General features: G+C 61.2%; 27 protein-coding genes and 1 pseudogene. 5 read left to right on the top strand and 23 right to left on the bottom strand.

Translation table 11 applies throughout. From position 1 onward, the window contains the following. The first annotated feature begins 18 nt into the window (after window positions 1-18). A complete protein-coding gene (locus tag GFM02_RS14930; protein WP_168322021.1) occupies window positions 19-1236 on the top strand; it encodes a bifunctional 2-C-methyl-D-erythritol 4-phosphate cytidylyltransferase/2-C-methyl-D-erythritol 2,4-cyclodiphosphate synthase in 1218 nt (405 codons plus the stop codon). Next, entirely contained in the window at window positions 1233-1736 is a 504-nt protein-coding gene (locus GFM02_RS14925) for a CinA family protein (RefSeq protein ID WP_205930321.1), read from the top strand. Before GFM02_RS14930 ends, GFM02_RS14925 begins: the two co-directional genes overlap by 4 nt. Window positions 1737-1750: 14 nt before the next feature. On the opposite strand, the gene GFM02_RS14920 is transcribed toward GFM02_RS14925, so the two are convergent. Next, entirely contained in the window at window positions 1751-2203 is a 453-nt protein-coding gene (locus tag GFM02_RS14920; protein ID WP_131663957.1) for a type II toxin-antitoxin system RatA family toxin, read from the bottom strand. Window positions 2204-2212: 9 nt separating this feature from the next. Continuing rightward, window positions 2213-2314: pseudogene (locus GFM02_RS35115) on the bottom strand (AAA family ATPase); the annotation flags it as partial. Window positions 2315-2552: 238 nt separating this feature from the next. Between GFM02_RS35115 and GFM02_RS14910 the strand changes: the two are divergent. Then, window positions 2553-3227 (top strand): class I SAM-dependent methyltransferase, encoded by a 675-nt coding sequence (locus GFM02_RS14910; protein WP_246792253.1) that lies wholly within the window; start codon window positions 2553-2555, stop codon window positions 3225-3227. A gap of 350 nt (window positions 3228-3577) precedes the next feature. Here GFM02_RS14910 and lipA read toward each other — a convergent pair whose 3' ends face one another. From lipA to GFM02_RS14835, 15 genes are all read right to left on the bottom strand, one after another. Further along, the gene (gene lipA, locus GFM02_RS14905) at window positions 3578-4549 is read right to left on the bottom strand and encodes a lipoyl synthase (protein ID WP_168322020.1); all 972 of its coding nucleotides are present in this window, start codon (window positions 4547-4549) and stop codon (window positions 3578-3580) included. Window positions 4550-4597: 48 nt separating this feature from the next. Next, window positions 4598-4846, bottom strand: coding sequence for a GlsB/YeaQ/YmgE family stress response membrane protein (locus GFM02_RS14900; RefSeq protein ID WP_130700173.1), 249 nt, complete (start codon window positions 4844-4846; stop codon window positions 4598-4600). A 20-nt stretch (window positions 4847-4866) separates the two neighbouring features. Then, window positions 4867-5121, bottom strand: coding sequence for a GlsB/YeaQ/YmgE family stress response membrane protein (locus tag GFM02_RS14895; RefSeq protein ID WP_168322019.1), 255 nt, complete (start codon window positions 5119-5121; stop codon window positions 4867-4869). A 75-nt stretch (window positions 5122-5196) separates the two neighbouring features. Beyond that, window positions 5197-6663, bottom strand: coding sequence for a dihydrolipoyl dehydrogenase (gene lpdA / locus GFM02_RS14890; protein WP_168302927.1), 1467 nt, complete (start codon window positions 6661-6663; stop codon window positions 5197-5199). Between the two features lie 16 nt (window positions 6664-6679). Next, window positions 6680-7261: a GNAT family N-acetyltransferase gene (locus tag GFM02_RS14885; RefSeq protein WP_168322018.1), complete on the bottom strand. Its 582-nt coding sequence runs from the start codon at window positions 7259-7261 to the stop codon at window positions 6680-6682. 2 nt (window positions 7262-7263) lie between these two features. Next, window positions 7264-7905, bottom strand: coding sequence for an SGNH/GDSL hydrolase family protein (locus GFM02_RS14880; RefSeq protein ID WP_020049793.1), 642 nt, complete (start codon window positions 7903-7905; stop codon window positions 7264-7266). Between the two features lie 2 nt (window positions 7906-7907). Continuing rightward, window positions 7908-8558, bottom strand: coding sequence for a pYEATS domain-containing protein (locus tag GFM02_RS14875; protein WP_168322017.1), 651 nt, complete (start codon window positions 8556-8558; stop codon window positions 7908-7910). Then, on the bottom strand, window positions 8558-9922 hold the full coding sequence (locus GFM02_RS14870; RefSeq protein WP_168322016.1) for a pyruvate dehydrogenase complex dihydrolipoamide acetyltransferase: 1365 nt from the start codon (window positions 9920-9922) through the stop codon (window positions 8558-8560). The genes GFM02_RS14875 and GFM02_RS14870 overlap by 1 nt, the downstream gene beginning before the upstream one ends. After that, complete coding sequence (locus GFM02_RS14865; protein WP_131663949.1) at window positions 9922-10224, bottom strand: hypothetical protein; 303 nt, start codon at window positions 10222-10224, stop codon at window positions 9922-9924. The genes GFM02_RS14870 and GFM02_RS14865 overlap by 1 nt, the downstream gene beginning before the upstream one ends. Before the next feature lie 10 nt (window positions 10225-10234). Then, the gene (locus GFM02_RS14860) at window positions 10235-11626 is read right to left on the bottom strand and encodes a pyruvate dehydrogenase complex E1 component subunit beta (RefSeq protein ID WP_168322015.1); all 1392 of its coding nucleotides are present in this window, start codon (window positions 11624-11626) and stop codon (window positions 10235-10237) included. 15 nt (window positions 11627-11641) lie between these two features. Next, window positions 11642-12688, bottom strand: a complete 1047-nt coding sequence (gene pdhA, locus GFM02_RS14855; RefSeq protein ID WP_168322014.1) for a pyruvate dehydrogenase (acetyl-transferring) E1 component subunit alpha — start codon at window positions 12686-12688, stop codon at window positions 11642-11644. A 145-nt stretch (window positions 12689-12833) separates the two neighbouring features. Beyond that, window positions 12834-13154: an FtsB family cell division protein gene (locus GFM02_RS14850; RefSeq protein ID WP_168322013.1), complete on the bottom strand. Its 321-nt coding sequence runs from the start codon at window positions 13152-13154 to the stop codon at window positions 12834-12836. Between the two features lie 137 nt (window positions 13155-13291). Continuing rightward, the gene (gene eno / locus GFM02_RS14845; protein ID WP_163876657.1) at window positions 13292-14566 is read right to left on the bottom strand and encodes a phosphopyruvate hydratase; all 1275 of its coding nucleotides are present in this window, start codon (window positions 14564-14566) and stop codon (window positions 13292-13294) included. Between the two features lie 244 nt (window positions 14567-14810). Continuing rightward, window positions 14811-15656: a 3-deoxy-8-phosphooctulonate synthase gene (gene kdsA / locus GFM02_RS14840; RefSeq protein ID WP_168265230.1), complete on the bottom strand. Its 846-nt coding sequence runs from the start codon at window positions 15654-15656 to the stop codon at window positions 14811-14813. Next, the gene (locus GFM02_RS14835; RefSeq protein WP_168322012.1) at window positions 15653-16549 is read right to left on the bottom strand and encodes a VOC family protein; all 897 of its coding nucleotides are present in this window, start codon (window positions 16547-16549) and stop codon (window positions 15653-15655) included. The genes kdsA and GFM02_RS14835 overlap by 4 nt, the downstream gene beginning before the upstream one ends. Window positions 16550-16748: 199 nt before the next feature. On the opposite strand from GFM02_RS14835, the gene lexA reads away from it, so the two are divergent. After that, entirely contained in the window at window positions 16749-17468 is a 720-nt protein-coding gene (lexA, locus tag GFM02_RS14830) for a transcriptional repressor LexA (RefSeq protein ID WP_017960289.1), read from the top strand. Here lexA and GFM02_RS14825 read toward each other — a convergent pair. Further along, window positions 17449-19881 (bottom strand): ComEC/Rec2 family competence protein, encoded by a 2433-nt coding sequence (locus tag GFM02_RS14825; RefSeq protein ID WP_168322011.1) that lies wholly within the window; start codon window positions 19879-19881, stop codon window positions 17449-17451. The genes lexA and GFM02_RS14825 overlap by 20 nt on opposite strands. 290 nt (window positions 19882-20171) lie before the next feature. On the opposite strand from GFM02_RS14825, the gene gltA reads away from it, so the two are divergent. Beyond that, window positions 20172-21461, top strand: coding sequence for a citrate synthase (gltA, locus tag GFM02_RS14820; protein ID WP_003539304.1), 1290 nt, complete (start codon window positions 20172-20174; stop codon window positions 21459-21461). A gap of 33 nt (window positions 21462-21494) precedes the next feature. On the opposite strand, the gene lpxB is transcribed toward gltA, so the two are convergent. The 5 genes from lpxB to lpxD are packed head-to-tail and all read right to left on the bottom strand — an operon-like array spanning window position 21495 to window position 25894. Further along, window positions 21495-22673: a lipid-A-disaccharide synthase gene (lpxB, locus tag GFM02_RS14815; protein ID WP_168322010.1), complete on the bottom strand. Its 1179-nt coding sequence runs from the start codon at window positions 22671-22673 to the stop codon at window positions 21495-21497. Next, window positions 22670-23551, bottom strand: a complete 882-nt coding sequence (locus GFM02_RS14810; RefSeq protein ID WP_168322009.1) for a UDP-2,3-diacylglucosamine diphosphatase LpxI domain-containing protein — start codon at window positions 23549-23551, stop codon at window positions 22670-22672. The genes lpxB and GFM02_RS14810 overlap by 4 nt, the downstream gene beginning before the upstream one ends. A 3-nt stretch (window positions 23552-23554) precedes the next feature. Further along, on the bottom strand, window positions 23555-24373 hold the full coding sequence (lpxA, locus tag GFM02_RS14805) for an acyl-ACP--UDP-N-acetylglucosamine O-acyltransferase (RefSeq protein ID WP_168322008.1): 819 nt from the start codon (window positions 24371-24373) through the stop codon (window positions 23555-23557). Beyond that, window positions 24370-24837 carry a 3-hydroxyacyl-ACP dehydratase FabZ gene (gene fabZ, locus GFM02_RS14800; protein ID WP_003539296.1) on the bottom strand — a complete coding sequence of 156 codons (468 nt, stop codon included), beginning with the start codon at window positions 24835-24837 and terminating at the stop codon, window positions 24370-24372. The genes lpxA and fabZ overlap by 4 nt, the downstream gene beginning before the upstream one ends. Beyond that, complete coding sequence (lpxD, locus tag GFM02_RS14795; protein ID WP_168270867.1) at window positions 24830-25894, bottom strand: UDP-3-O-(3-hydroxymyristoyl)glucosamine N-acyltransferase; 1065 nt, start codon at window positions 25892-25894, stop codon at window positions 24830-24832. The genes fabZ and lpxD overlap by 8 nt, the downstream gene beginning before the upstream one ends. Window positions 25895-25929: the final 35 nt, after the last annotated feature.

Below are 25929 nucleotides of genomic sequence, written 5' to 3'. Positions count from 1 at the left end.
GCATATTTTAGGGGATTTATGCTGCAAATGCCTTCTAAGCAACCGATATCGGCTGGAATTGTCATCGTGGCCGCCGGCCGCGGCGAGCGCGCAGGATCTTCCAAGGAAGGCCCCAAGCAATATCGCATGATCGGCGGCAAGCCGGTTATCGTGCATACGCTTGAAAACTTCATGACATGGGAAGCGGCAACCGAGATCGTCGTCGTCATTCATCCCGACGACGAGGCGCTGTTTGCGAGAGCCTTCCGCCACATCATCTCGGCAACGCCGATCGAAACGGTGCATGGGGGTGCGACCCGGCAGCAATCCGTGCTTGCCGGCCTCAGACACCTCAAGGGCAAGCAAATCAGCCATGTGCTGATCCACGATGCCGTGCGACCGTTCTTCGATCATCTGCTTCTGGACCGCATCGCCGAGAGCCTTGGCGCCGGCGCGCAGGCGGTCCTGCCGGCGATCCCGGTCACCGATACGCTGAAACGCGCCGACAGCGCCGACACCGTGCTGACCACGGTTTCACGCGAGCATCTCTACGCGGCGCAGACGCCGCAATCCTTCGCCTTCGAAACGATTCTCGAGGCGCATGAGAAGGCAGCGGTGAGCGGACGAAGCGATTTCACCGACGATGCCTCGATCGCCGAATGGCTGGGCATTCCGGTGACGATCGTCGAGGGCACGGCCGGCAACGTCAAACTGACGGTCAAGAACGATATCGCCATGGCCGACGACAAGCTCTCGTCTTCGCTGCTTCCGGACGTGCGCACCGGCAACGGCTACGACGTGCACCAGCTCGTCGCCGGCGATGGCGTGACGCTCTGCGGCGTGTTCATTCCGCATGACCAGAAACTGAAAGGACACTCGGATGCCGACGTCGCGCTGCATGCGCTGACGGACGCGCTGCTCGCCACCTGCGGCGCCGGCGATATCGGCGATCATTTCCCGCCATCCGACCCGCAATGGAAGGGGGCAGCCTCGCGGATCTTCATCGAGCATGCCGCCCGGATCGTGCGCGAGCGCGGCGGCACGATCATGAATGCCGACGTCTCGCTGATCGCCGAGGCGCCGAAGGTCGGCCCGCATCGCGACGCCATGCGGGCGAAACTGTCGGATTATCTCGGCATCGATATCGAGCGTTGCTCGGTCAAGGCGACGACCAATGAGACGATCGGCTTCGTCGGCCGGCGTGAAGGCATCGCAGCGATCGCCACGGCGACCGTCGTCTATCGCGGGAGGAAATGATGAGCCTTTTTCCTCACGATATTATTTCGACGGCGGAGGCGATCATCCGCGACTTCACCGCTGCAGAGCTGATGGTCTCGACCGCCGAATCCTGCACCGGCGGGCTGATCGCCGGGGCGCTGACGGAGATTTCGGGTTCGTCCGCCGTCGTCGACCGTGGCTTCGTCACCTATACGAATAGTGCAAAGATCGAGATGCTCGGCGTGCAGGCGGAAACGCTGCTGCACTTCGGGGCAGTCTCCGAAGAAACGGCGCGGCAGATGGTGCATGGCGCCCTCTTCCGCTCACGCGCCGACATCGCCGTTGCCGTCACCGGCATCGCCGGTCCCGGCGGCGGATCGGCGGAAAAGCCGGTCGGTCTCGTGCATCTCGCCGCCAAATCGCGCGCCGGCGCGCTCGTCCATCGGAAAATGCTCTATGGCGATATCGGCCGCAGCGACGTCAGGCTGGCGACGATCAGGACGGCGCTGGAGATGGTGCGCTCGCTCTATGCGGCCTGACGCAGGTTCGCGCATCAAGCCGGCGTGTAGATCCTGTTTGCCCTGGTCTCGAAGGCTTCGGTGAACATGCGGAAGGCGCGGTCGAACATCGAGCCCATCAACGCGCCGAGAATACGGCTCTTGAACTCGTAGTCGATGAAGAAATCGACGGTGCAGCCGCCGGACGGCATCTCCTGGAAATGCCAGCGATTGTCGAGATATTTGAACGGGCCATCGATATATTTGACCTCGATGACGTGCTCGGCGCGGTTCAGCAGCACCTGTGTGGTGAAGGTCTCGCGGATCGCCTTGTAGCCGACCGTCATGTCGGCAACGAGCAGGATCTTGCCGTCGCGCTCCTTGCGGCTCCTGATGGCCAAGGCTTCGCAGAGCGGCAAAAATTCCGGATAACGCTCGACATCGGCGACGAGATCGAACATCTGCTCGGGCGTGTGCGGGACGGGACGGTGCGTTTCGAATTGCGGCATAAGCGGCAATTAATCGGGCGGGCCGAGAAGATCAAGAAGCTCGCGCATCTGGCGGCGGGATTTTAGCTGAAGAACCGGTACTTCGGGGCCGTGCTCGGCGATGCCCGCGATGGCCTAAAGATTTTCATCGTCGGCACCGCGGCTCCCTAACAATGACTGACACGAGAAGGCTGTTGCTCCTCGCTCGTCATGGCGCCAATAGAAATAAACAAATATCCATAAATACTCCCGCACATCCTGTCGAAACTCAATATTTCTGATGGATTATAGATCTATATAATCTGCTCTCGCTAATAATATCTCTTGTTTGATACCACCACCTAACCTACAGATTGCCGACAACTTATGGATGATCGCGCGAATGAGCTTCTTGACAGAACACTTTATCAGAAATGCACAAGATATACTTTCAGTTGGCAACATACCATTCGACTCGAAATTTCTACGGGCTGAGTTTTTGTCCGATCACCGATTGAAGAGCAGGCAATTCCTCTGCGATTTGTTCCCCAAGGGTGGCGTCGGCGCCGAGTTTGGCGTGTTCACCGGATTGTTCTCGACCATTCTGCTTGACCGGGCCAAACCGAAATCCGCCTATTTCGTCGACCCTTGGTGGCTGATTTTCGGAAATCACTATCCAGACTGGGGCGTCTATACCGCTAATGGCCGGTTATCGACGAGCCGCGCCCACGATGTGGCCTCGCGACGTATCAAAAGATCTGCGCAAGGCGCAAGCGTATCGGTCCATGTCGACTATTCGGTGCCTTTCCTGGAGCAGCTTCCCGACGACCATCTCGACTGGGCCTATCTGGATTCTTCGCACTCCTATGATGGCACGGCCGAGGAGCTCAAAGTGTTGCGGCGTAAGGTAAAATCGGGCGGTATCGTCGCCGGCGACGATTGGCACGACGCTCTCGATCACGCCCATAGCGGCGTCGCGGTCGCCGTTCGCGAAGCAGTCGGCGCCGGCGCGTTCGAGATGATCGGCAGCTATCCCGCGTTGCAATGGGCGATCCGCCGGCCCTGAGTTGACATTGCAGTTGCATTGTTGATTTGATGTTAGATGTAGCGGCTCTGCAAGCGTGCTCTTGCCATTGCCGGGCGGCCGATCACCAGGCTACGGTCGGCTTCGATTTCGAACGAGATGTGACGTGAATCGCCGACCGCCCAAAGAAAAGACCTCCGTCATGCTCGGCCTTGTGCCGAGCATTTGATTCACCCCCAATTGTTCTGATAGAAAAAACATGCGTTTTCAAATGCTTAATTTGATGTGCGCAGATCCTCGGCACAAGGCCGAGGATGACGTTGCGGGTTTGTCAGCGGTCTGAACTGCAACGACAATCGTCGCCGTTTCCTCGAAAAAGCAAGTGCCAGCTCTTACTCGGCTGCCATCAACAGCTTCTTCTCGCGCGCCGCTCTCAGCCGGGCAAAATCGTCGCCGGCATGGTGCGAGGAGCGGGTCAGCGGGCTGGAGGCGACCATCAGGAAGCCCTTGCTGTAGGCGACGGTCTCGTAGGACTTGAACTCGTCCGGCGTGACGAAGCTCATGACCTGGTGGTGCTTGCGGGTCGGCTGCAGGTACTGGCCGATCGTCAGGAAGTCGACATCGGCGGTGCGCAGATCGTCCATCAGCTGCAGGACTTCGTTTCGCTCTTCGCCGAGACCGACCATGATGCCCGATTTGGTGAACATGGTGGGATCGAGTTCCTTTACCCGCTGCAACAGGCGGACGGAATGGAAGTAGCGGGCGCCGGGGCGAACGGTCAGATAGTTGCCGGGCACAGTTTCCATATTGTGGTTGAAGACGTCGGGTTTGGCGGCGACGACGCGTTCCAGCGCACCCGGCTTCTTCAGGAAGTCGGGCGTCAGGATCTCGATCGTCGTCATCGGCGAGGCGGCACGGATTGCCCAGATCACCTTTTCGAAGTGTTCGGCGCCGCCGTCCTCCAGGTCGTCACGGTCGACCGAGGTGATGACGACGTGGCTGAGGCCCATCTCCTTGACTGCCTTGGCGACGTTCTCCGGCTCGGCCATGTCGAGCGCATTCGGCTTGCCGGTGGCGACATTGCAGAAGGCGCAGGCGCGGGTACAGATCTCGCCCATGATCATGAAGGTCGCGTGCTTCTTGTCCCAGCACTCGCCGATATTCGGGCAGCCGGCCTCCTCGCAGACGGTGACGAGCTTGTGCTCCTTCACGATCGCGCGCGTCTCGGCATAACCCTTGGAGGTCGGCGCCTTGACGCGAATCCAGTCCGGCTTGCGCATGACTTCCGTGTCCGGCCGATGCGCCTTCTCCGGGTGCCGCACGCGCTTGGCGTCGGGATTGATCGTATCGAGGATGGTCACCATTGCAGTTTCAGCTTTCTGCCGCCCCTATGCGGCACATCTCGTTCGGATCTAGCGCCGCACCAGCCGCGCAAGGAATATCAACAAGCAGGCGCCGAGGAAACCCGTCACGAAATAACCGAGCCGCCCGCCGACCACCTCGAGATGAAACTGCGCGAGGATGGCGCTTGCGACGACCGAGCCGACAATGCCCAGCACGATATTCAGGAAAATCCCGTATCGCGCTTCCATCAGCTTGCCGGCGAGCCAGCCCGCAAGTCCGCCGATGATGATTGCCGAAATCCAGCCGACGCCTTCCATGCCCTGCCCTCAATTGCTCTTCAAGCGATCGCTCTGGCGATCAGAACCACGATGATGGCGCCGACGGTGGCGTGGATGATCTGCACCACCAGCGCGTTTTCAATGCCCAGCGAAATGCCGAGCGCGCTGAACAGATAGCCGCCGACGAAGGCGCCGATGATGCCGCTCAGCAGGCATCTTATCAACCCGCCGCCACCGACGACCAGGCTAGCCAGGAAGCCTGCAACCAGGCCGATCAGCAAAAACACCAGCAACGCCTGCGTCTCCATAGACATGATGATTTCCTTTCGTTTTTTCCACCCCTGGGGATGGCTTTGCCACCCCGACATAAAGGGCGGCATTGGAAAGTATCAAGCGTTCAGGACGCGGCCGTAGGCATCGAGCACCGCTTCCTTCATCGTTTCGGACACAGTCGGATGCGGGAAGATCGTGTGCATCAGCTCTTCCTCGGTCGTTTCGAGATTCATCGCAACGACGAAGCCCTGGATGAGCTCGGTGACTTCGGCGCCGACCATATGGGCGCCGAGCAGCTCGCCGGTCTTCTTGTCGAAGATCACCTTCACCATGCCCTGGTCTTCGCCGAGCGCGATCGCCTTGCCGTTCGCTGCGAAAGAGAAGCGGCCGACGCGGATGTCGCGGCCCTGCTCCTTGGCCTTGGCTTCGGTGATGCCGACGGAGGCGACCTGCGGATTGCAATAGGTGCAGCCCGGGACCTTGCCCTTGTCGGTGGGATGAACGTTCGGCAGGCCGGCGATCTTTTCGACGCAGACGACGCCCTCATGCTCCGCCTTGTGCGCCAGCATCGGCGGGCCGGCGACATCGCCGATCGCATAGATGCCGGCGATATTGGTCTTGCCGTAGCCGTCGATGACGACGCAGCCGCGATCGGTCTTGACGCCGAGCGCCTCGAGACCGAGATTTTCGATATTGCCCTGAACGCCGACGGCCGAAATCAGCCGGTCGGCAGTGATCTGCTCAACCTTGCCATCGGCCGTCTCGACATGGGCGGTAACGCTGTTCGTGGCCTTGTCGACCTTGGTGACCTTGGCGCTGGTGAAGATCTTGAGGCCGCGCTTTTCAAGCTGCTTGCGGGCGATCGCCGTGATCTCGGCATCCTCGACCGGCATGATGGTCGGCATGACTTCCACGACCGTCACGTCGACACCCATCGAGCGATAGAAGCTGGCGAATTCGATGCCGATCGCGCCCGAGCCCATGACAATCAGCGATTTCGGCAAAACATCCGGCTTCAGCGCCTCGAAATAGGTCCAGATCAGCTTGCCATCCGGCTCGATACCGGGCAACGCGCGCGGACGGGCGCCGGTGGCGATGATGATATGCTTGGCGGAATAGGTGCCCTCGCCGCTCTTGACGTTCTTCGGCAGCGGATGCTGCGGCTCGACGACCGGCTTCGACGGCTTGCCGACGACGATCTCGCCGGGCTGAGCTCCAGTCGAAGCCTTGGTGATCTTCGCTTCGCCCCAGATGATGTCGATCTTGTTCTTCTTCATCAGGAAGCCGACGCCGGCATTCAGACGAGCGGAGACGGCACGCGAGCGGCCGACGACGGCCTTGGCATCCGGCTTGACCGTGCCTTCGAGAACGAGGCCGTAATCCTTGAAGTGATTGGCGTGGTCGAGCACCTCGGCCGAGCGCAGCAGCGCCTTTGTCGGGATGCAGCCCCAGTTCAGGCAAATGCCGCCCATATGCTCGCGCTCGACGATCGCGGTCTTGAGGCCGAGCTGGCTGGCGCGGATGGCAGCGACATAGCCGCCGGGACCCGAACCGATGATAATGACGTCGTAGGATTCAGCCATGTGTTTCCTGCCTTTGTTACGCTGCGCTGCGGGTCATGAGCACCCACGCATGTCTCTTGCTGTTTTCGAAGAGCGGCACGGCATCGGCGCGCGCAGCCTCCAGGAATCCGTTTCTTCCATAAAGCGACAAAGCCGCTTCGTTATCACTTGCGGTAATGAGACTGACCGGGCGGCGATCGGCCCTTTCGATCTGATCGTCCAGCAGCCTGCGTCCGATGCCGATGCCGCGCAGGTGGCGATAGACGCCGAGACTGCCGATGAACCAGCTTCCGACCACCGTCTTCTGCAAGGCAAGTATCGGTGCGGTCGCCGGAATCATCGCCTCGATATCACCTATCCCCTCATCCAGCGCATGGCCGATCGCCACACCAGCGACCTCGCCATAGGCCTCGGCAATGACGGCATCCCGCCAACTGCCGACAGCTTCCTCCTCGCCCATCTTCAGCCGGCCCAGCTCCAGCGGCGTGTCGCTCACGCCGTTTTCCACACCGGCAAACCAAAGCCAGGAGGCAAAACCGCGCGATGCGATATCCGCCAGGATCGCCAGCTCCGAGGCATCCCGCCGTGAGGCCTGCCGGAGGGCGATGAAGGAGGTCATACTCAGATCCCCAGCATCATCCGCACGATCGATTCCAGCCCGCGTCCGAGCGCACGCGTATTCTCCGCATCGAGGTGAATGCCGTCGATCGGTGTGGTCTTGGCGACGGAATTGCCGTCGAAGAAGCCGCAACCGAGTTCGTCGGCAAGATCACGATAAAGCGTTGCGAGTTTTGCCGATTCCTCGATGCCGCCGGGAAACGACGCGGCGAAGGGCACATTGCCCGTCGCGCGGATCGCCGGCGGCGCCACGATCAGAATCTCCGGCCCATCGAATTCGAAGGGCCAGGCATGATTGCGGATCAGCCGCACGAGCCGGCTGATGCCCTGGCATGCGGCAAAGGCCGAGCCCGCCACGACCGGCTTCATGTCATTGGTGCCAAGTAGAAGGACAACGAGGTCGAGCGGCGCATGCGTCTGCAGGATCGTCGGCAGGATGCGCGCACCGTTGCGGTCGCAATCGGCGAGATGGTCGTCGAAAGCGGTGGTGCGACCGTTCAGGCCTTCGGCGATGACACGCGCGTCACCGCCGAGCGCTGCCTGAAGCACGCTCGGCCAGCGATTCTTGTAATCATGACGGCCGATCGTCTCAGCGTCATAACCCCAGGTCAGCGAGTCGCCATAGCAAAGAACGGTCTTGGTCATTTCTACCCCTGATCAAACGCGTTTACATTTGGATCAAATTCATATCCGGATCCCTCAAAATCCAGATATCGGTTGACCATTGCCGAGCTACCATCGTGGAAATACAATCGCGCTTCACAAAGCGTGGGACCATATGCTGTGGTCCTAACAGCAAACCCGTTTTTCGAGTTCTTCACTATATACTTCGCACCATTACTATAGGTTTTCCGATCGAAGTATTTTCCAAAATAATACTCAACCCGCTGAACGTCATTCAAAGCACCGTAGCTCTTATGAGCGATCAGGTAGACCGAGATATCATACGAAGCCTTGCCAGTCCCCTTATGTACCTCTTGCGTCTTCACTGCTCGATGAACAAGAAAAACGTTCTTTTGGAGCCTATAAACTTCATGACGAGCAGAAAGTAGCTGATCGTCCGCGCCGACCTTCTCGTAAACGGAGCCGGCTGCTAAGGGAAAATTGTCGAGCTGAATACCATGCAATTCAATCTCGCCATATTTTACCGAAGCACCGCGCCATATCTGAGCTTTCAGAGCATCCAAAATTCCCCGGAGCGGAGCATGAAACCACCACAGGATCAAAGCGACAGCCGCTGGCCAAGAAAACTCGGCCAGCGCTTTCAACAATTCGGTCACTGCGGAGACGCCGCTCATCAGACAAGCATGCCCATCGGGTTTTCGATGTAGCCCTTGAAGGCCTGGAGCAGTTCGGCGCCGAGCGCGCCATCGACGCAGCGATGGTCGGTCGAGAGCGTGACGGACATCACGGTGGCAATCGCCATTTCGCCCTTCTTGACGACAACCCGCTGTTCGCCGGCGCCGACCGCGAGGATCGTCGCATGCGGCGGGTTGATGACGGCTGAAAACACCCTGACGCCCATCATGCCCATGTTCGAGACCGAGCTGGTGCCGCCCTGATATTCCTCGGGCTTCAACTTGCGGTCCTTGGCCCGCTTGCCGAGATCGCGCATCTCGTTGGAGATCACCGACAGCGTCTTTTGCTCGGCCTTGCGGATGATCGGGGTAATCAGGCCGCCGGGGATCGAGACCGCGACGCCGACATCGGCATGCTTGTGCTTGACCATGTTGTTGTCGGTCCAGGAGACGTTGGCATCCGGAACGTCGCGCAGCGACAGCGCCATGGCCTTGATGACCATGTCGTTGACCGAGAGCTTGTAGGCCGGAGCGCCACCATCCTTGCGCGGGGCCGCATCGTTGAGCTGGGCGCGCAGCGCCAGCAGCGCATCGAGCTCGCAATCGACGCTGACGTAGAAATGCGGGATCGTCTGCTTGGATTCGACCAGGCGCTTGGCAATCGTCTTGCGCATGCCGTCATGCGGCACGAGTTCGTAGGAGCCCGGTTCGAAGAGCTTGAGCACGGCCTCCTCGGAAGCGCCCTTCGGTGCAGCAGCGGCCGGCGCCGGCGCGGCAGCCTGCGGGGTGGCAGCGGGTGCAGGCGCAGCGGCAGCCTTGGCGCCACCACCGGCAACGGCGGCCTCGATGTCGCTCTTGACGACGCGACCGTGCGGGCCGGAGCCGGCGACAGCCGAAAGGTCGATACCGGCTTCCTTGGCCAGACGGCGGGCAAGCGGCGAAGAGAAGGTGCGGTTGCCATCAGCCGAAACCGATGCGGGTACAGCGGCGGGTGCTGGTGCTGCAGCCGGAGCGGACTGGGCCGGAGCCGGTGCAGCCTCGGCCTTCGGCGCGGCCGCACCGTCTGCCTTCGGTGCCGGAGCGGCGGAAGCCGCACCGCTTGCGGCAGCGGAAACATCCTCGCCATCGGCAGCGAGAACCGCGATCAGCGCATTGACCTTGACGCCTTCGGTGCCAGCGGCAACGACGAGCTTGGCGACCGTGCCTTCATCGACGGCTTCGACTTCCATCGTCGCCTTGTCGGTCTCGATCTCGGCGATCACATCGCCGGACTTGACCTTGTCGCCTTCCTTGACCAGCCATTTGGAAAGGTTGCCTTCCTCCATGGTCGGAGAGAGGGCGGGCATCGTGATATTGATCGGCATTAGTGACCCTCCCTGAGCGAAGTGGCATCGGCGAGTTCAAGCTGCCGCCCACCAATCGACTTTCCAATTGTTCGTGCCAAAATAAAATTGAAGACCCAAAATCCCGCAATCAGACCGGCAACGGCGCCACCCCATTGAAGGAATGGACTCAACGTGTCCCACGGCACGCCGGCGACCCCACCAATAAATCCGAATACGAATCCGAAAGCTGCGCCAGCGACAAAACCGACTACGACACCAAATAAAGTCGACTTCCAGTAGATCGACCAGGCAATGCGCCTGACATCTTTCATGATGGCCATCGCACGCCCCTTATTTGTAGCAAACAGCCTTCACCGCATCGACCACTTCGCCGACGTTCGGAAGGGCGAGCTTTTCGAGATTGGCGGCGTAAGGCATCGGAACGTCCTTGCCTGCGATCGTCAGGATCGGCGCGTCGAGATAGTCGAAGGCCTGCTGCATGACGCGGGTGGCGATTTCGGTGCCGACGGAGGACTGCGGATAACCTTCCTCGACGGTGACCAGACGGCCGGTCTTCTTCACCGATTCGATGACAGTCGGCAGGTCCATCGGGCGGATGGTGCGAAGGTCGATCAGTTCGACGTCGATGCCGATCTTTTCGAGTTCGGCGACAGCCTTGGTCGCATAACTCATGCCGATGCCGAAGGAGACGACGGTGACGTCCTTGCCCGGACGATGGATGCGGGCCTTGCCGATCGGCAGGACGAAATTGTCGAGCTTCGGCACATCGAAGTGCTGGCCGTAGAGAATTTCGTTTTCCAGGAAGATGACCGGGTTCGGATCGCGGATCGCCGCCTTCAGCAGACCCTTGGCGTCGGATGCCGTGTAGGGCATGACGACCTTCAGACCGGGAATGGCGCTGTACCAGGCTGCATAATCCTGGCTGTGCTGGGCGCCGACGCGGGCCGCTGCACCATTCGGGCCGCGGAAGACGATCGGAGCACCCATCTGGCCGCCGGACATATAAAGCGTCTTGGCGGCAGAGTTGATGATCTGGTCGATCGCCTGCATGGCGAAGTTGAAGGTCATGAATTCGACGATCGGGCGAAGGCCGGCCATGGCTGCACCGACGCCGACGCCGGCAAAGCCATGCTCGGTGATCGGCGTATCGACGACGCGGCGGGCGCCGAATTCCTGCAGCAGCCCCTGCGTGACCTTGTAGGCGCCCTGGTATTCGGCGACTTCTTCGCCCATGACGAAGACGTTTTCGTCGGCGCGCATTTCCTCGGCCATGGCGTCGCGGAGCGCTTCGCGCACGGTCGTCGACACCATTTCGGTGCCGGCCGGGATTTCCGGATCGTTCTGCACCTGAGCTTTCGGCTCGGCCGGAACAGGTGCGGATGCCGGAGTTGCGGCAGCCGGCTTTTCCTCCAGCGCGGCCTGCGGTGCAGCAGCCGGCGCTGCTGCCGGAGCGGACGCAGACATGTCGGATGCGGATTCACCGTCCTGCAGGAGAACGGCGATCTTGGCGTTCACCTTGACGCCTTCGGTTCCGGCAGGAACCAGAAGCTTGCCGATGACGCCTTCGTCGACGGCTTCGACTTCCATCGTCGCCTTGTCGGTTTCGATTTCGGCGATGACGTCGCCAGAGGTGACCTTGTCACCTTCCTGCTTCAGCCATTTGGACAGCGTGCCTTCTTCCATCGTCGGAGAGAGGGCGGGCATGAGGATATCGATAGGCATGGGTTCCCTCCCCGATTACAGCAGAATGTCGGTATAGAGCTCGGATGCATCCGGCTCCGGATCGGCCTGGGCGAAGTCGGCGCTGTCGGCGACGATGTCGCGAACATCCTTGTCGATCGCCTTCAGATCGTCTTCGGAAGCCCAGCCCTTTTCGACGAGGCGTGCCTTCACCTGTTCGATCGGGTCATGCTCGGAGCGCATCTTCTGCACTTCGTCCTTGGAGCGATACTTCGCCGGGTCGGACATGGAGTGACCGCGATACCGATAGGTCAGCATTTCGAGAATGATCGGGCCCTTGCCGGAACGGCAATGTTCGAGCGCCTCGTCGGCTGCGGCCTTGACGGCGCGGACGTCCATGCCATCGACCTGAATGCCGGGGATGCCGAAGCCGGATCCGCGAAGCGAATAGTTCGACTGCGCGGTGGCGCGGGCGGTCGAGGTGCCCATGGCGTAACGGTTGTTCTCGACGATATAGACGATCGGCAGCTTCCAGAGAGCCGCCATGTTAAAGCTCTCGTAGACCTGGCCCTGGTTGGCAGCGCCGTCGCCGAAATAGGCGATGGAGACATTGTCATTGCCGCGGTAGCGGTTTGCAAAGGCAAGACCCGTTCCGAGCGAGACCTGGGCACCGACGATGCCGTGACCGCCGTAGAAATGCTTCTCTTTCGAGAACATGTGCATCGAGCCGCCCTTGCCATGGGAATAGCCGCTGCGACGCCCGGTCAGTTCCGCCATGACGCCGCGCGCTTCCATGCCGGTTGCCAGCATATGGCCGTGGTCGCGATAAGCGGTGATGACCTGGTCGCCTTCCTTCTGCGCCATCTGCATGCCGACGACGACAGCTTCCTGACCGATGTAGAGGTGGCAAAAGCCGCCGATGAAGCCCATGCCGTAAAGCTGACCGGCCTTCTCCTCGAAGCGGCGGATCAACAGCATCTCGCGATAAGCCTTGAGCTCTTCATTGCGATCGAAGTCGGCTACCGGGCCTCCATTCGATGCTCTGGCTGCCGGTTTTGCTGCAGTTTTGCGGCTGGAAACGGTCGCGGTCTTTCGCGGCGCCATTCAACCCTCCCTATGGGTTTGTCGTTTCTTGATGGCGCGTACCATAGGGAAGAAATATGACCACAGCAATGCCATAATTGCATGGCTCGTATTCGGTGCTAAATTATTGGAAAAGCATTGAAAATTCCAATTAACCTGTTTTCGGTTAATTAGAATAGTGGCTGAATACGACGATCTCGTCGGCGCGCGACATGTTGAGCTGATAACGCGCTTTTTCGTCCAACATATCCTTGTCGAGCGAGCCGTCACTCAAGAGCGCGACCTGGTTTTCCAGATGTTCGCGCTTCGCCTTCAAGACCGCAAGCTCTTTTTCACGGGCGACACGCTGACGCTCGAACGTCTCCGTTGCGCGCAGGCCGTAATCGCCATGAATGCAATGATAACCGAAATAGGAGAGGAAGGCGACCGTCATGGCCGGAATGACGAAGCGACCGATCTTTCTCTTCTTATGATGCTTTGTCCACATACACGCATGCTCTTGAACGCATTACCGATTCATTCAATCTAGCGCGCAGAGATTAACCGTTCGTTGACTCTAAAAAGCGGGCAAGAAAAAACCCGCGCCGGGAAGGCGCGGGTCGAGCCGTTGAAGATCAGATCCGATCAGCCGCGAATGATCGAGCGGCCGGCATACTGGGCCTGGGGGCCGAGGCCTTCTTCGATGCGGATCAGCTGGTTGTACTTGGCAAGACGGTCGGAGCGCGACAGCGAGCCAGTCTTGATCTGGCCGCAGTTGGTGGCGACCGCGAGATCGGCGATGGTCGAATCTTCGGTCTCGCCGGAGCGGTGGGACATGACGGCGGTATAGGCCGCCTTGTGCGCCGTGTTGACGGCATCGAGCGTTTCCGTCAGCGTGCCGATCTGGTTGACCTTCACGAGGATCGAGTTGGCGACGCCCATGCGGATGCCGTCGCGAAGACGGGCGGAGTTGGTGACGAAGAGGTCGTCGCCGACGAGCTGGGTCTTCTTGCCGGCCAGGTCGGTCAGCGTCTTCCAGCCGTCCCAGTCATCTTCGGCCATGCCGTCCTCGATCGAGATGATCGGATAGTTGGCGGCGAGCTCGGCCAGATATTCAGCCATGGCGCCCGATTCCAGCGTGCGGCCTTCACCTTCGAGAACGTATTTGCCGTCCTTGAAGAATTCCGTCGAGGCGCAGTCGAGGCCGAGGCACATGTCGTCGCCCGGCTTGTAGCCGGCTTTCTCGATCGACTTCATGATGAAGTCGAGGGCCTCAGGCGCGCTCTTCAGGCCCGGTGCGAAACCGCCTTCGTCGCCGACGTTGGTGTTGTGGCCCTGGCTCGCAAGTTCCTTGCGTAGCGTATGGAAGACTTCCGAACCCATGCGCACGGCTTCGGCGATCGAATCGGCGCCGACCGGCAGGATCATGAATTCCTGAAAATCGATCGGGTTATCGGCATGGGCGCCACCATTGATGATGTTCATCATCGGCACCGGCAGCAGGCTGGCGGAAGCGCCGCCGACATAACGGTAAAGCGGCAGGCCGGACGCCTGGGCAGCAGCCTTGGCGACGGCGAGCGACACTCCGAGGATGGCGTTGGCGCCAAGACGAGACTTGTTCGGCGTGCCGTCCAGCTCGATCATGATGTTGTCGATCTGGATCTGGTTTTCGGCGTCGATGCCGCCGATCGCGTCGAAGATCTCGGTGTTGGCGGCTTCGACCGCCTTTTCGACGCCCTTGCCCAGATAGCGCTTGCCGCCGTCACGCAGTTCGACCGCCTCATGCGCGCCCGTCGAGGCGCCTGAGGGAACGGCCGCGCGGCCCATGCTGCCATCTTCGAGATAGACATCGACTTCGACGGTGGGGTTGCCACGGCTATCGAGAATCTCGCGGGCGATGATATCGGTGATTGCAGTCATGGGTTCTTCCTGCTCGGTGGGTGATAAGTCGGTTCGAAACCTGTCTTAGTCGAAGGCGTGCAAATTACAATGCTGCAGTTTCCAGCCTTCGAACCGTGTTCGGATCTCGCCTAAAGCGCGTCGCGATCTTTCAGATTCGCTTGCCACGCTTTAGGTCTTTGGCTTTCCGCATGTCGTTGTCGCAAAACCGCTGCACACTTTTGCGCGACATGCCTATAGCACGATCATGTCAGGCTGTTGAACGTCAAGCCTTGGCGACCGCATCGAAGGCGAGCAGCTTTTCAAGCAGCCGCGGCATGTCCTTGAGATAGACCATGTTCGGGCCGTCGGAAGGTGCGTTATCGGGGTCCTGATGGGTTTCGACGAAGACACCGGCAATACCGGCAGCCACTGCGGCCCGCGCCAGCGTTTCCACGAATTCCCGCTGACCGCCGGAGGATTCGCCCTGCCCGCCCGGCTGCGCCACGGAATGGGTCGCATCGAAGATAACCGGTGCGCCCATCGCCGCCATGATCGGCAGCGAACGCATGTCGGAGACCAGCGTATTGTAGCCGAACGAGGCGCCGCGCTCGCACAGCAGCACGTTCGGATTGCCGCTGGCGTTGAGCTTCTTCAGGACGTTCTTCATATCCCAGGGGGCGAGGAATTGGCCTTTCTTGACATTGACGACGCGGCCGGTCTTGGCGGCGGCAATAAGAAGGTCGGTCTGGCGGCAAAGGAAGGCTGGGATCTGCAGGACGTCGACGATCTTTGCCACCTCCCCGCATTGCTCGGCGGTATGAACGTCGGTCAGGACGGGAAAGCCGAATTCCTTCTTGAGGTCGGCAAAGACCTCCATGCCCTTTTCGATCCCGATACCGCGTTCAGCCGACAGCGAGGTGCGGTTCGCCTTGTCGAATGAGCTCTTGTAGACGAGGCCGATGCCGAGCTTTCCGCAAAGCTCTTTCAGCGTGCCGGCAACCATGAAGGCGTGGTCGCGGCTCTCCATCTGGCAGGGACCGGCAATCAGCGACAGGCGGCCGGTATTGGAGAAAGTGACCTGGCCTTGGCCTTCGCCGATCCTGACTTCGGAATTCGTATCAGTGCTCATCGTGTTTCCTCGAAGGCGAAGAGCGTGCCCTGCCCGGGCGCGGGCTTCACCAGAATGCGATTGTTCTTGCGCGTATATGTCACCCCGTTAGCAGCCAAATGCGCTTCTGTCACGGCAAGATCGGCGACAGCGAAGAGGATTGCACGGCCGCGCAGGCCGCGATCTGCGGATGAGCCGGCGATGTCGAAATAGGCCTCCAGCCCTTCCGGCGTCATCAGGCTGATTTTCGCATTCGATGCCGCGATATCGACGCCGAAACCGGTTTTCTCGACTGCCGATTGCGCCACGGCAAGGCTGACGAAGGCAGTGAAGGCGGCCGGCTCTGGCGTGCAAAGCGCGATCTCAACTATGCCGGTGACGCCATTGGCATGCGTCTCCAGCGCGGCGCGGTCGGCCGGTAGCGGATTGACGCGCTCGACGGTGAAAAACAGGAGATCAGGCGCGCGCAGGTCGCCGGCGAAAGCCAGCTTAAAGCCGGCAATCGTCTCGGAACCGTCCGGCATCGTCATCGGCCGGGTGAACTGCAGCATCTCGCCGGCGCTCGATCCGTTGCCGACGAAATCCTGATGATCGATGCCGGCATCCTTGCTGCCGAAAGCCAGCCCCGAGAGCCCCTCCTCGCCACAGCGGAAACGGAAGGCCTGGTTGCGGGCAGTGAAGACATTGCCTTGGCGCGCAGATGCGTTGCTCTCCTCGACGTTCGCAATCCCGAGCGGCTCCAGATAGGTCTTGTCGGCGAAGAAGACGCAAGCATTCTCCGTTCCGAAGGGATGGCGCGCATCGGCGGCAACGGTGAAGCCGAGCTTGCCGAGCCTCTCGCGCGCCAGATCGATATTGACGACCGGCAACACGGCATGATCCAGCGGGTGCGGTTTGGCGGAATGCTCGTTCATGATATCCCTCCTGGAAAACGGCAAGAGATGTGCGACGGCGCGCCCCTCAATGCAAGAGATGTGTCCCAATCCGGCGAATGAAAATAAAAATCTCAACGAGTTGGCACCAAGTTTTACGGAAATTTAGCTACTTGCGGAACACATATGGAACATATAGTGTATGTTCTGGATTTGTTTCAATCACGAGGTCACAACGTCGATGCTCACGCGCAAACAACAGGAGCTTCTCCTTTTCATTCATGAGCGCATGAAGGAATCCGGCGTTCCGCCATCTTTCGACGAAATGAAGGATGCCCTGGACCTCGCCTCCAAGTCCGGGATTCATCGCTTGATTACGGCGCTTGAGGAGCGAGGCTTCATTCGCCGCCTACCGAACCGCGCCCGCGCGATCGAGGTCATCAAGCTTCCGGAGGCCTACAGCCCCAGCATTCAGCCCCGGCGCGGCTTTTCGCCGAGCGTCATCGAGGGCAGCCTCGGCAAGCCGCAGCCGGTCGCCACTCCTGCTCCCGCAAAACCCGTCGCCGACAACGGCAACTCGGTCTCGGTGCCGGTCATGGGCCGAATCGCTGCCGGTGTGCCGATCTCGGCGATCCAGAACAATACCCACGACATCGTCGTTCCGGCCGACATGCTCGGCTCCGGTGAACATTATGCGCTCGAGGTCAAGGGCGATTCGATGATCGACGCCGGCATCTTCGACGGCGACACCGTGATCATCCGCAACGGCAGCACCGCAAGTCCTGGCGACATCGTCGTTGCTCTGGTCGACGACGAAGAAGCGACACTCAAACGCTTCCGCCGCAAGGGCGCCTCGATCGCACTGGAAGCGGCCAACCCGGCCTACGAGACCCGGATTTTCGGGCCGGACCGTGTCAAGGTTCAGGGCAAACTCGTCGGTCTCATTCGCCGCTATCACTGACATTGGCGAGGCCGGATTCGGTAAAACTGTTGCTGCGCCAGTCATAGGCGCGATGGCGCATCCATGGCCGCGACAATGAATCGAAGGCGGTTGCCACCTCCGGGCCGGCGTCCGTGAAGCGCAACTCGACGGATCCGGTCCTGCGCAGCGTCTCGCCGGTGAAGAGCGTTGCACCTGAGCGGCAGTTGTTGAAGCGCAGGCGGACCGACGTCACGATGATATCGGCCGCGTCGCATGCCGGGCCGAGATAGGCGGCATTGTCGATGACGGTTACCACTTGACCATTGCCAAGCCTTGATGTGCACCAGGCCTTCTTGACGCAGGAAAAGCGGCCTGCTTCACCGCCCGCTGCGGCGGCTCGCATTGCGGTCCTCGCTTCATTCTGCTGATCGCGGGATAGCCTGACGCGGCGGTCTTCTCCCTCAGGCGGGATAGCAGAACCATCCAGCATCTTCGGCGGATCATGCCCCGGCAGGACCAGCGCTCTCTGCCACTGGTCGAAGATGAAGTCCGGCGGTCTTTCACGGTTGGAAGCCATTGCCGCCGCCGCGACGACCGCGACGAGACTGCCATCCTCCGAAATCACCAGATCGGGCGGCCGGGGAACCGGCAGAAGCAGCAGGATGAGTGTTGCGACCGCGATGATCGCTGTGCCGACATGGCGCAACCGGGTGCGGAGCAGCGTCAGCAGCAGAAAGCCTGCCACGGCGACGGCGAAATACCAGGCGGGCAAGCGGCCGACGTCGATATTGCCACCCCAGCCGGACACCGTCTTTGCGACCGCGATCACCAGATCGAGGCCGAATCCGACGATCTTCCAAGCCCAAACATCCAGACCGAAAGGCATGAGCAGCATCGCCAGCAGACCTGCCGGCATGATGATGAAGGAGATGATCGGCATTGTCGCGAGGTTTGCCGGCAGGCCGTAGGCGGTCAGGCGATGAAAATGCTCGATCGAAAACAGCGCGGTTGAAAAACCGCCGATCAGCGAGGTCAGGAAGACGCCGCCGAAGAAACCGGCAACCGTAACGAACGGCTGGATGATCGGCAGCTTCAGAAAGGCGTTTTCGCGGACGCGCCGGTCCTTCCACAGCTGATAGCCCGAGACCAGCGCCAATGTCGCGGCAAAGGACATCTGGAAGCTCGGACCCAAAACCTCGGACGGCGAAATGACGATGATGACGAGCGCTGAGAGCGCGACATTGCGCAGGCTGATCGACGGCCGGTCGAAGAAGACCGCAATCAACATGATGGCCATCATGATGAAGGCGCGTTCTGCAGAGACCGCAAAGCCCGAGATCAGGAAATAGGCGGTGACGGCGATGAGCGCGCCGGCGGCAGCGATCTTCTTCGTCGGGTAGGCCTCAGCGATGCCGGGAAAGAGGCTGAGCAGCATCCGGAAACCGACGAAGAAGATGCCGGCCGACAGCGCCATGTTGAGACCGGAGATGGCGATGATATGAGCCAGACCGGACTGGCGCAGCGCCTCCGTCGTCGCATCCGAAATGGCGCGCCGCTCGTCCGTCACCAGAGCAGCGGCAAAAGCACCGGTGTCGCCGGGCAGGATCGACCTTATGCGGTCGCCAATGCCGCTGCGCAGCCGGTAGAGACCTTCGAGCAGCGCTTCCGCTGTCGATCTTGCAGCCTGGGGACCTGCCTGCGCATCGACCTTCGTCGGTGCACCGTAGAAGAAACCGTTGGCGCCGATGCCGTCGAAATAGGCACTGAAGGAGAAGTCGTTGAGCTCGGGAAGCGCTGGGCCCGCCGGCGGCGTCAGCCGCGCCCTGCCGGTGATGATATCGCCGATCTCGAAGGCCGCGTCCGCGCCGCGGGCGATCGCGGTGATACGTTCCGGCGGCCGCTTCACCTGGGGCGCCTCAGTGCCGGTGACGGCAAGAATGTAGCGCCACCGCCCGCGACCGTCGCCTTCGCGCCGCTCGACGCGGCCGGTCACCGTCGTCGTCACGGCGGAATCGAGGATCACGGTGGAAGCCCGCCGGCTCTCGAACTGCGCCGTGACCATGCCGCAGGCTACGAGCGAAAGCGCCAGCAGCGTTGCCCGCACCGCGGCCCGGCTGCGGCTGGCAATGAGAACCGCCACGGTCAGCGCCAACAGGCAGAGCAGCGATGCAATGAGAGGAAAATCCGATGCCGCGAGAAACCAGACGGCTGACCCGGCACCGAGGAAGACCGGCGAGAACAGCAGCAGGCGGCCATGGTCCGCCTCCTCGCCCAGCATGCGCATGCCGGCACGCAGCAATTGCGAGACTGCGGCCGGCAGCCGGTGGCGCAATGGTGTCGCCGACTGCGTCCGTGTCGGTCGCGTCACCACGACAGGTGGTGAAAAACTGGAGGAGTCGGCAAGGCCCTCGCCTGCTTCCGGCCGCAATTCGACTGTCGTCAACTCCTGCATGAACCGCCCAAGCCCGGCTGCGAAGGCGGCCAGAATGCAACCTCCAATCAAATCCGGCAAGAATAATCGATTGAAATATGAGGGAAAATCGCGAGGGCCAAAAGACCAGTCGAATCATCGGCTTCCGATATGCGTGCGGCTCATCGCTGCAGTGCCTAAAAGGTGATACCGCAATGCACAAAATGCCATCACGGTAACTTGGCATTAGCTTCGCGATCATATAGCTATCGGTGAGGACGCTTAACCCCTATGGCGCTTTTATGGCGCCACCGCCATTTCGGAGGATCAGCATGACGGATCAAAGCGCTACAATAAAAATCGGTGACAAGTCTGTCGACCTTGCTGTCAAAAGCGGCACGATCGGCCCGAGCGTCATCGATATCGGTGCCCTCTACAAGAACACGGCTTCCTTCACCTACGATCCGGGTTTTACCTCGACCGCATCCTGTGAATCGAAAATCACCTACATCGACGGCGACGAAGGTGTCCTGCTGCATCGCGGCTATCCGATCGAGCAGCTCGCCGAGCACGGCGACTTCCTTGAAGTCTGCTACCTCCTGCTTTACGGCGAACTGCCGACCACCGTGCAGAAGAAGGATTTCGATTACCGCGTCACGCACCACACCATGGTGCACGAGCAGATGAGCCGCTTCTTCACCGGCTTCCGCCGCGATGCGCATCCGATGGCCGTTATGTGCGGCTGCGTCGGCGCGCTGTCGGCCTTCTATCACGACTCCACCGACATCACCGATCCGCACCAGCGCATGGTCGCCAGCCTGCGCATGATCGCCAAGATGCCGACGCTTGCCGCCATGGCCTACAAATACCATATCGGCCAGCCCTTCGTTTATCCGAAGAACGACCTCGACTATGCCTCGAACTTCCTGCGCATGTGCTTTGCCGTGCCTTGCGAGGAATATGTAGTCAATCCGGTGCTTGCCCGCGCCATGGACCGCATCTTCATCCTGCATGCCGATCACGAGCAGAACGCCTCGACCTCGACCGTCCGTCTCGCCGGTTCGTCGGGCGCCAACCCGTTCGCCTGCATCGCCGCCGGCATTGCCTGCCTCTGGGGGCCTGCTCACGGCGGCGCCAACGAAGCAGCGCTCAACATGCTGAACGAAATCGGCACGGTCGACCGCATTCCGGAATATGTCGCCCGCGCCAAGGACAAGAACGATCCGTTCCGCCTGATGGGCTTCGGTCACCGCGTCTACAAGAACTACGATCCGCGCGCCAAGATCATGCAGAAGACGACGCATGAAGTGCTCGGCGAACTCGGCATCAAGGACGATCCGTTGCTCGAAGTGGCGATGGAGCTGGAGCGCATCGCGCTCACCGACGAATATTTCATCGAGAAGAAGCTCTATCCGAACATCGACTTCTATTCTGGCATCACGCTGAAGGCGCTGGGCTTCCCCACGACCATGTTCACCGTGCTCTTCGCGCTCGCCCGCACCGTCGGCTGGATCGCGCAGTGGAACGAGATGATCGAGGACCCGGAACAGCGCATCGGCCGTCCGCGCCAGCTCTATGTCGGCGAACCGAAGCGCGATTACATCCCGGTTTCGAAGCGCTGATCGCTTTTTAAAAGAACCCAAAAGAAAACCCGGTCAGAAATGACCGGGTTTTTTCTTTTTCAAGACGTCGAGAAGGATCTCGGCGGCGTGCTCGCCGGGCGGCGTTTCGGTCTGCATGCGTTGCCAGACGAGATCGTAACCCTCGTTCATCGCCTTCAGTTCGAACGTGTCGGCCGACAGCCGCTCCATCCAGCGCGCCAGGCTGGCGCCGCGGACGATCTCGTTCAGATATTCCGGCACAATGGCATAATCGGCGATGATATTGGGCAATGCGCCCGTCCACACCTTAATGCGCGGGGCGAGCAGGCGGATGATCCAATCCGTCTTGTAGACGGATACCGTCGGCACGCCGGCAAGAGCGAGTTCGAGGATCACCGTGCCGGAGGCTGCCATCGCCGCATCCGCTTCGGCAAAGGCCTTCCATTTCTGCGCCGGCCCGACCGCCACCTCCGGCGGCGTGGCCCAGCCGGCGACGAGCCCCTTCACCAGCGCTTCGTTGTGCGGCACGGTCGGCAGCAGGAACCGAATCGGGCCGTTGCGGGCGACGAGTTCCTTGGCCGCGTCCTCGAAGAACGGCAGGAGCTTGGCGATTTCGGAGGATCTTGACCCCGGAAGCATCAGGATCGCCTTGCCCGCTTGCCCGACAGGTGCGCGCCCGGCGCGCAGCCGCCGCGCTTCGAGCAGCGCCGGATCGGCGATCAGACGATGGCCGACATAGGTGGTCTCAGGCCCGCCGAGTTCGCGCATTGTTGCCGGCTCGAAGGGCAGGACGGCGAGCACATGATCGACATAGGCGAGCATGCGCGTGGCGCGATATTCCTTCCAGGCCCAGACGCTCGGACAGACGTAATTGACAACAGGCAGATCGGGCAGCGCGGTGCGGACACGCTTGGCGACGCGATGGGTGAAATCCGGGCTGTCGATGATGAGAAGAATATCAGGCCTTGCGGCGATGATCGCAGCCGTCGTCTGGCGGATCAGGGTATAGAGTTTCGGCAGCCGGCTCAGCACCTGGGTGATGCCCATGATCGACAGGTCGGAGAAATCGAACAGGGATTTCAAGCCTTCGGCCTGGAGCCCCTCGCCGCCGACGCCGACGAGTTCCACCGGTCCGCTATGAATCCGCTTCAGGGCGGCGATAAGATCGGCACCAAGCAGATCACCTGACACCTCGCCGGCAATGACGGCGATCTTCAGCGGCGCCCCGTTCATTCGAGCCCCCATGCCGGCAGGCCGCGATCGATGCCGCAGACGAAAAGCCCGGCCTCATCGGCGGCTTTGATGACGGCGGCGCGATCGAGCACCAGCGAGCGGCCGGCCTCGACGGCGACGCCGGCAAGGCCGGCTTTCCTCGCGTTCAGGACCGTGGAAACGCCGATCGCCGGCAAGTCGGCGCGAATATCCTGCTGCGGCTTGCAGAGCTTGACCAGCGCGCCGCGGCGGCGCGGCGAGATACGTCCTGCGGCTCTAAGACCCGCGACACGCTCCAGCATCTCGTCCGTGCCCTCAAGACCCTCCAGCGCGACGATACGCCCGCCGATGGCGACGGCGCCCTGCCCGACATCGAGCCGGCCGAGCATTTCGGCGGCTTCCGCCGCGCGGTTGATATCGCGCCGGTCTTCTTCGCCCGGTATCGCCGTGCCGAGCGGGCCGACGGCGGCAAGAAGGTCGGGGGCGATCTCATGGGCACCGACGACACGCCGGCCGTTTCCCTCGATCAGCCGGATCACCATCTGCAGCACCGTATCGTCGCCGCCGGACAGCAAGGTGCGGATCGCGGCCGGCATCTTCATGAGAGTGCGCAGCGTCGGCCGCACCTCGCGCCATTCCGGCCGGCGCCGCACGCTGCCGGACATGACGACACGGCCGATGCCGTAGCGGTTCAAGAGGCTCTCGAGAGCTGCAAAATCGCCAATGCCGATGACGGCATGGTCATACCCTTCCCAACGCCGGTCGCTTTCGTCCTTCAGCGCGACGATGACGGGGTTTTCGCCCGCCGCGCGCGCAGCTTCGGCGACATAGGAAGGCAGAAAGCCGCCGCCGGCGATGATCGCCAGCCGGCCCGCAGCGATGTCGCCGGAAAAAGTCACGGACTAGCCCTTCTGCCCCCGGGTCGGCGAGGACAAGGCGCGGTCGCTGTCGGCGGCGATGAAATCGAGGATGTGGACCGCCTGCTCGCAATCGGCATATTCTTCGCGGATGGCGGCGGCGTTTTCGCGGACGGAGCCTGTTCCTTCGAAGATCGACTTGTAGGCGCGGCGCACCCTGTGAATGACGGCGCGGTCAACGCCGGCGCGCGTCATGCCGACGACGTTGAGGCCGCTCAGCAGCCCGGGATTGCCGTTCAGCATGCCGTAGGGAATGACGTCGTAGCTCACTGCCGAGAGCCCGCCGACGAAGGCATGCCGGCCGACGCGGGTGAACTGGTGAACGGCCGAGCCGCCGCCCAGGATGACGCGATCTTCGATGACGACATGGCCGGCGAGCATGACGTTGTTCGACATGATCACGTGATTGCCGACCCTGCAGTCGTGCGCGACATGGGAATTGGCAAGGAAGAGGTTGTTGTCGCCGATGATCGTCTGGCCGCCGAAATCGGCCGTGCCGGTGTTCATGGTCACGCCTTCGCGGATCGTGCAGTTGGCGCCGACCGCGAGCGTCGTCTCCTCGCCGCCGTGATGCACGCTCTGCGGATCGCCGCCGACGACCGCCATCGGGAAGATACGCGTGCCCTTGCCGATCACGGTGCGGCCGGTGACGACCGCATGCGACAAAAGCTCGACATTCGCATGCAGGACGACGTGCGGCCCGACATGGCAGAAGGGACCGATCCTGACGCCCTCACCGATGGTCGCGCCGTCTTCGACGACAGCCATCGGATGAATGCGGGCGCTTTCGGCGATAGTGCTCATGCCTGATCCTTACGAACGATCATCGCGCCGATATCGGCTTCGGCGACAAGCGCGCCGTCAACCTTGGCATCGCAATGGAATTTCCAGATATTGCCGCGCTGCTTGTGCTTCCTGACATGGAATTCAACACGATCGCCGGGGACGACGGGCTTGCGGAAGCGCGCATTCTCGATGGTCATGAAATAGACGAGGTTGCCTGGCTGGCCATCCTTCTTGGCACAGATCGCACCCGCGGTCTGTGCCATGCCCTCAATCAAGAGAACGCCGGGCATGATCGGAGATTCCGGAAAATGACCGGTGAAATGCGGTTCGTTCACCGTGACGTTCTTGATGCCGATCGCCGTGTTGTCGCCGTCGATCTCGATGATCTTGTCGACCATGAGAAACGGGTAGCGATGCGGCAGCAGTTTCATGATCTCGATGATGTCAGCCGAAGAAAGCGTTGTCGTGGCTTCCTCAGTCATTTTGCTCGCCTCCAGGTTTCTTCCCGCGCAGCTTCGTCTTGGACATCTGTTGCGCGACATCTCTCAGATAGTCATTCAGCGGGCGCGCAGGTGTGCCACCATATTGTCCGCCGGCGGCAAGATCGGTCATGATACCGCTTTTGGCGGCGATCTGCACGCCGTCGCCGATCGTCACATGCCCCTTAATGCCGACCTGGCCGCCGATCTGCACGCCATTGCCGATCTTCGCGCTGCCGGCGATGCCGACCTGCGCGACGATGGCACAATGGCGGCCGATCTGAACGTTGTGGCCGATCTGTACCTGGTTGTCGATCTTGGTGCCTTCGCCGATCACCGTATCGTCCATGGCGCCTCGGTCGATCGTGGTGTTGGCGCCGATCTCGACATTATCCTGGATGATCACCCGGCCGATCTGGACGATCTTGATCATGCCGCGCGGACCCGGCGCATAACCGAAACCATCCTGGCCGATGCGGGCGCCGTTGTGGATGATGACGCCATTGCCGAGCAGCGCGCAGAGGATGCTCGCGCCGGCCGCAATCGAACAATCCCGGCCAATCTTGACATTCGGGCCGATGATGCTGTGCGCGCCGATGCGCGTCCCTTCGCCGATCTCGGCATGCGCCCCGATAACGGCCATCGGCTCGACGATCACGCCCTTTTCAAGCTTGGCGCTCGGATCGATCACCGCGCTTGGCGCGATCTCGCTTTCACCGGAAAAGACGACCGGGCGCAATGCCGCGGGATAGAACAGGCCGCCCGCCATCGCGAAAGCCGCATGCGGATTGGACGACAGGATGACCGGGATGTGTGGGGGTACGAGATCGGCGAGCGCCTTGTCGCAGATCACCGCCGAGGCTTCGCATGTCGCCAGCTCATCGCGGCTGCGGCGCGACAGGATATAACAGACATCGCCTGCCCGTGCCCGGCTGATGGGGGCAACAGACCTGACGATAACATCGGCATAGTCGGAATTGACAAGTTCCGCCCCAAGAAACTCTGCCAGCTCAGCGAGCTTCAGACCTTCATGGGGCAGAAAGAAAACGTTTTGCTCCATCGGCAATGCTCCAGAACGGAATTGAGTCTTACAGT

It is taken from the genome of Rhizobium leguminosarum bv. viciae (assembly GCF_012276115.1).
Lineage (GTDB): Bacteria > Pseudomonadota > Alphaproteobacteria > Rhizobiales > Rhizobiaceae > Rhizobium > Rhizobium leguminosarum_T.
Note: the sequence above shows the minus strand (reverse complement) of the source record. Positions and strands in the feature narration are given on the sequence as shown.

Bases quoted from the DNA above. Each gene is read 5' to 3' on its own strand.
- GFM02_RS14930 (WP_168322021.1), top strand. From the start codon at position 19: ATGCTGCAAATGCCTTCTAAGCAACCGATATCGGCTGGAATTGTCATC.
- GFM02_RS14925 (WP_205930321.1), top strand. From the start codon at position 1,233: ATGATGAGCCTTTTTCCTCACGATATTATTTCGACGGCGGAGGCGATC.
- GFM02_RS14920 (WP_131663957.1), bottom strand. From the start codon at position 2,203: ATGCCGCAATTCGAAACGCACCGTCCCGTCCCGCACACGCCCGAGCAG.
- GFM02_RS14910 (WP_246792253.1), top strand. From the start codon at position 2,553: ATGATCGCGCGAATGAGCTTCTTGACAGAACACTTTATCAGAAATGCA.
- lipA (WP_168322020.1), bottom strand. From the start codon at position 4,549: ATGGTGACCATCCTCGATACGATCAATCCCGACGCCAAGCGCGTGCGG.
- GFM02_RS14900 (WP_130700173.1), bottom strand. From the start codon at position 4,846: ATGGAAGGCGTCGGCTGGATTTCGGCAATCATCATCGGCGGACTTGCG.
- GFM02_RS14895 (WP_168322019.1), bottom strand. From the start codon at position 5,121: ATGTCTATGGAGACGCAGGCGTTGCTGGTGTTTTTGCTGATCGGCCTG.
- lpdA (WP_168302927.1), bottom strand. From the start codon at position 6,663: ATGGCTGAATCCTACGACGTCATTATCATCGGTTCGGGTCCCGGCGGC.
- GFM02_RS14885 (WP_168322018.1), bottom strand. From the start codon at position 7,261: ATGACCTCCTTCATCGCCCTCCGGCAGGCCTCACGGCGGGATGCCTCG.
- GFM02_RS14880 (WP_020049793.1), bottom strand. From the start codon at position 7,905: ATGACCAAGACCGTTCTTTGCTATGGCGACTCGCTGACCTGGGGTTAT.
- GFM02_RS14875 (WP_168322017.1), bottom strand. From the start codon at position 8,558: ATGAGCGGCGTCTCCGCAGTGACCGAATTGTTGAAAGCGCTGGCCGAG.
- GFM02_RS14870 (WP_168322016.1), bottom strand. From the start codon at position 9,922: ATGCCGATCAATATCACGATGCCCGCCCTCTCTCCGACCATGGAGGAA.
- GFM02_RS14865 (WP_131663949.1), bottom strand. From the start codon at position 10,224: ATGGCCATCATGAAAGATGTCAGGCGCATTGCCTGGTCGATCTACTGG.
- GFM02_RS14860 (WP_168322015.1), bottom strand. From the start codon at position 11,626: ATGCCTATCGATATCCTCATGCCCGCCCTCTCTCCGACGATGGAAGAA.
- pdhA (WP_168322014.1), bottom strand. From the start codon at position 12,688: ATGGCGCCGCGAAAGACCGCGACCGTTTCCAGCCGCAAAACTGCAGCA.
- GFM02_RS14850 (WP_168322013.1), bottom strand. From the start codon at position 13,154: ATGTGGACAAAGCATCATAAGAAGAGAAAGATCGGTCGCTTCGTCATT.
- eno (WP_163876657.1), bottom strand. From the start codon at position 14,566: ATGACTGCAATCACCGATATCATCGCCCGCGAGATTCTCGATAGCCGT.
- kdsA (WP_168265230.1), bottom strand. From the start codon at position 15,656: ATGAGCACTGATACGAATTCCGAAGTCAGGATCGGCGAAGGCCAAGGC.
- GFM02_RS14835 (WP_168322012.1), bottom strand. From the start codon at position 16,549: ATGAACGAGCATTCCGCCAAACCGCACCCGCTGGATCATGCCGTGTTG.
- lexA (WP_017960289.1), top strand. From the start codon at position 16,749: ATGCTCACGCGCAAACAACAGGAGCTTCTCCTTTTCATTCATGAGCGC.
- GFM02_RS14825 (WP_168322011.1), bottom strand. From the start codon at position 19,881: ATGCAGGAGTTGACGACAGTCGAATTGCGGCCGGAAGCAGGCGAGGGC.
- gltA (WP_003539304.1), top strand. From the start codon at position 20,172: ATGACGGATCAAAGCGCTACAATAAAAATCGGTGACAAGTCTGTCGAC.
- lpxB (WP_168322010.1), bottom strand. From the start codon at position 22,673: ATGAACGGGGCGCCGCTGAAGATCGCCGTCATTGCCGGCGAGGTGTCA.
- lpxA (WP_168322008.1), bottom strand. From the start codon at position 24,373: ATGAGCACTATCGCCGAAAGCGCCCGCATTCATCCGATGGCTGTCGTC.
- fabZ (WP_003539296.1), bottom strand. From the start codon at position 24,837: ATGACTGAGGAAGCCACGACAACGCTTTCTTCGGCTGACATCATCGAG.
- lpxD (WP_168270867.1), bottom strand. From the start codon at position 25,894: ATGGAGCAAAACGTTTTCTTTCTGCCCCATGAAGGTCTGAAGCTCGCT.